Genomic DNA, 532 nt, shown 5'->3' on the forward strand with positions numbered 1-532 from the left:
GTGGCCGAGTAGAGATCAACCGGTTCCCTCACCGACAGGACATCGGAATTGTTGATATTCGCGACAACACCATCGTCCCAGCCCCCGGCGACCAGCGCGTCGGCATTTTGGTTCAAAGCCGCGGCCACAGCGCCGGAGAAATGCGCATTGCGCGCTTCTTCATCCACGAAGATATCAAAGATCGCGAGCGTATCGTCGTCTTGTAAGGCAAACCAAAGCACGGTGCCTGGTTCGGTGTCCGCGACAATCGGGGCGGCTCCGGCCAGAAATTCGGCGAATGCTTCGGTCTGGCCTTCAGCGGCGGGCATGGCGATGTAGCTGGCAGTGTGATTTTCCATTGGGGTTTCCTGTGCGGCTGCAGATGTCGTGATCAAGGCCAAAGCGGCGAGTGTCTTGAGAATTTGGGCTTTCATGGTCGCCTCCTGATTGAGAGGTTGTTGTGTTTGGTTTCGATGCACCCTTTTCTCATGCCGAATGCCTCAGGCACCAATCCCGAACTTCTATTCTTTGATAGACATGTGCTATGGTGAAC

General features: G+C 55.5%; 1 protein-coding gene. It reads right to left on the minus strand.

Annotation, left to right across the window (positions count from 1 at the left end):
* Window positions 1–413, minus strand: a 413-nt coding sequence (locus V6767_RS22705; protein WP_448475509.1) for a putative quinol monooxygenase, incomplete at its 3' end; no start/stop codon positions are given.
* Between the last annotated feature and the right edge of the window lie 119 nt (window positions 414–532).

Source organism: Martelella sp. FLE1502 (genome assembly GCF_053484255.1).